The sequence below is a fragment of the Beijerinckia sp. L45 genome, from assembly GCF_009765775.1.
Lineage (GTDB): Bacteria > Pseudomonadota > Alphaproteobacteria > Rhizobiales > Beijerinckiaceae > RH-AL1.
In genome coordinates this window covers 1-3,875 of the sequence record NZ_LMUU01000021.1, presented here as the reverse complement: position 1 = coordinate 3,875, position 3,875 = coordinate 1, and the positions used below count along the sequence as shown (strand labels likewise).

The following is a 3,875-nucleotide window of genomic DNA, read 5'->3' as shown; positions in this document are numbered from 1 at the left end:
GCACTATGGACACGCCTTGCGTTCTATCAATCCGAGCTCCTTCATGACGTACAAGGCCGGTGGAACCGAGAGGCGCAAACATCGTACCGGCGTGCGAACGCGGCCATGCATCTTGAAGACTGCAAACGGCGAACCCTCGCCTCTATGCCGAGTTCGACGATCACACGTCGGAGACGTAGGGATCAACGGCCCGGACCATCGGCCGTTCGGCATTCATCGTGGCTGGCGGTTTGGCTTCGTGCCCGCTCCTTGCGGGGATATACAACCTCACGATCGGCACCCTGGCCGCGCCAGCCGCCCGATCGGAGTATTCACGACGCTATGCCAGTAACCGAGACTGAATTAAAGATCGTCTCGGCTTGGCTCGCCTACGTCTTAAGCGCGTCGACGTTTGTGTTCACCGTCGCAGCGGCGATAAAAGAAGGGCTGCTCCTCACGCCCACCGCCAACATCGCCACTTCGCGAGCGTTTGGTCGATCCGGAAGATCTGCCTGCAACCGTCGGGCCTGGCGTAAGATTGCTGAGCGTGACCTACCAGTCCGTCGACGAACCAATAAGTAAGATACCAAACAACTGGCCCACATGGCTCCGCGAAGTGGAGTTCAATGATGTTCGGCTGCACGGAGATTTATTCAATCTCGTCGACCTAAGTCACATACTCTTTCGCGGACCTTAAGACCGAGACGCGGCATCCAGAACGGCCGACCTGAAGTCAGGTCCCGCCCTCTGAAAGCCGAAGACGCGGGAAACCGCGATCGGCAGCTCCTGCGGCGTGAGCTTGCCGTTCTCGCGCTCGGCGATGGCGATGGCGGCCGCGAACTCGCGCGGCGAGATCGCCTCCGCCTTCTGCAGGGATAGAGGCGCCTCTGCCCTGCTGCGAACCGGCGTCGCGTCGCGCTGCTCGGGCGTCATCCAGAAGCGGTCCTCAACCAGGATTTGCGAGCCGCCATCGATCAGACGGCGCAACGCGGCGTCTGCCGCCTGCACGATCCTTGCGCCTGTCCGCTCCTTGCCAAACAGCGAACCAAAGCGGCGGGCGACCTCGTCTCTGCTGATGGGTCCTTCCTGAAGGATGATCTCGAGGACGATTGCCGCAGCCTTGGCGAGCGACACATCGTGCGGCTCGAGGTGCCGAGGCACCGCCACGACAGCCATCACGTAAGCGGGCGCACGGGCCTCGTCGGCGATGGCGTCGTCATCGACCGAAAGACCGGCCGCGACCGGCGGCGCGACATCCGACGGCGTCATAACCGTCGACGCGCTCGCGACCTCGGACGCCGCCGCCTCCAACGCCATGCGCAGGCGTTCGAGCTGGGCGCCGCGGCGGTAGAACCAGTCCGTGCTCCAGATGCGGTGGAAGCGCCACCCGAGGTTCTCGAGAACCTCCTGGCGCATGCGGTCGCGTTCGCGGGCCCACAGCGCGGAATGGTAGGTCGCGCCATCGCACTCGATCGCCAGCATGAAGCGGCCGGGCTGATCGGGGTGACGGACGGCGAGGTCGATCCTGAACCCGGCGCTGCCGATCTGCCTCTCGACGCGGTAGCCCATCGCCTCGATGGCGTCGGAGACGTTCTCCTCGAAGGGCGAGTCGCAGCCCTCGCCCACCGAGCGGTGCTCTTCGAGCACGCCGGTCTCGGCGTACTGGAGGAAGCGCTTGAGCACGCGGGCGCCCTCACCCTTGGTGCGCTCCAGCGCGATGTCGCCGGCACCGAACGATGCGAAGATCTCGCAGCGCTCGCGGGCACGAGTGAACAGCACGTTGAGGCGCCTCTCGCCACCCTCCCCCGACACCGGCCCGAACGCCATGCTGTCGAGCTTGGCGCCGGCAGTGCGCGGTCCGTATCCTATGGAGATGAGGATGACGTCGCGCTCGTCGCCCTGGACGTTTTCGAGCGACTTGACGAAGACCTCGTCCTCGCCGCCCTCACGGCCAAGCAGCGCCTTGAGCGCGGGATCGACACGACGCCGCGCCTCGAGCGCCTCGGTGACGGTGTCGCGCTGCGCGGTCGAGAAGGTGACGATGCCGATCGTGAGGCCGTTTGCCTCGCGGGCGTGCGCCGCGACCGCATCAACGATCGCCTCGGCCTCGACGAGGTTGTTGCGCTTGCCCCCGCGGTCGTAGGCACCATAAACGCGGCGAAGCACAAGCCCCTGGGTGCGGCGCTCGGTGTCGGGCGCCGGCGGCATCACGAGGTGCTTGTAGAACTCGGCGTTCGAGACGGCGATCAACGAGGGGTGGCGCGAGCGGTAGTGCCAGCGCAGCATGCGGCCGCCGAGGCCGCGCGCCTCGCAGAGCGACAGGATGCTCTCCATCGCGGTGGCCTTTGCGCCGAGGGGCACGTCCTCGCGCTCGGCGTCGTCGTCGGTCTCCTCCTCGTCGGCCGTCACGCGGTCGAAGAACGAGGTGGGCGGTAGCTGCTTCTTGTCGCCGACGACGACGATCTGCTTGGCCCGCGCGACGAGGCCGAGCGCGTCCTCCGGCCGGATCTGGCTCGCCTCGTCGATAACGAGGAGGTCGAAGGTGACGGAAGCCGGCGGCAGGTACTGCGCGACGGAGATCGGGCTCATGAGGAAGACCGGCTTGATCTTCTGAAGGGCTGGCCCCGCCTCCTTGACGAGCCGGCGGACCGCCATGTGTCCGCGCTTGCGGGCGATCTCGCCGCGGATGACGGCCATCGGACCGAACGAGCCGCGCGGCATCGCCGCGACGTGGCGGTGGCGGATGGTGGCGGCGTCCGTCGCCCGCCTCGCCTTGTCGAGCCCTCTGAACTCGGCGACCACGCGGTCGCGCTCCTCGCCGTCGAAGCGGCGCAGCTCGGGGACCGCCGTCACGGCCCGCGTCCAGACGGACTCCGCCCAGGCGGCGCGCAGGACGCCCGCGACCTCGGCCGCAGGCAGCAAACCTCCGGCGATCGCCGCGGTCAGCTTCGGTGCGAGCGGACGAAGCCGATCGTGCGAGGCGGAGAGCCTCGCCCACTCGTCGTAGCGCTCGCGTGCAGCGATCCAGTGCCGGCAGCGCGAGGCGAAGGTGGATAGGTCCACGCGATCGAGCGACCCAGCGTCGAAGGTCCGGGTCAGATCCACGGCCAGAGCGCGCACCGTCTCCGCCATATTCGCATCGGCGTCGCCGACGAGCGCGCAGAGGCTGCCGAAGAGGGCGTCGAAACCTGGTTCGGCGTGGAGGATTAGGAGCCGGTCGACGCCCGGGGCGTCGTCGAGCGTGGCGAGCCAGGCGAGGAGATCATCGGCGCGGGACAGGGCGTCGAAGTTCGTGTCGGCGCCGCGCCAGCTTGCGCCGAGCGCCACGTCCATCCCCTTGGCCGCGGCGAGGAAGGCATCGTGGCGTTGGCGGAGATCGACGGCGGCCTCGGCTAGCGCGAGACGCGGCGCAACGCCGGGCGGCAAGGGCTCGCGGAGAAGCGTGGAGAGGTCGTGGCAGGCGTTGCGATAGCGCCCGCCCCAGCGGGCGAAGAACGAATGCCGTCCATGGAGGATGCCGCCGCGGACGTCGCGCACGGCGATGTCCCAGACCCTGTCGGTGAAGGTCGTCGCATGCGCCGCGCGGACCTCGGCGAAGCGCTTGCCTGCGGTGACGGCCGCGCTGACGCCAGGGGGCCGGCTCGAGGCGAGGGCCGCCGCCATCGCGGCGGCTCCGCGCGGCAGCGCCTGCACCGCGCGTAGGAGGTTCAGGACGCGCTCCGCGCCGGAGCGGTCCACCGCGGGGACGATCCCGAGACGTGCCGTAAGGCTCGCGAGGTCGACGACGAGGCGCTCGACGGCGTAGGCTGTCGCCTCAATGCGCGGGACGAGCCGGTCGAGCTCCGAAGGCTGGAGTTCGGTTGCACCGACGCCGTGCAAGGCGTGCTCGGTGAGCG

The 3,875-nt window shown here is 68.3% G+C and carries 1 protein-coding gene; it reads right to left on the bottom strand.

Annotated elements, in window-relative coordinates; translation table 11 throughout:
• Window positions 1-672: 672 nt before the first annotated feature.
• On the bottom strand, window positions 673-3,875 hold a 3,203-nt coding region (locus GSQ79_RS01375; RefSeq protein WP_158806947.1), incomplete at its 5' end, for a DUF3320 domain-containing protein.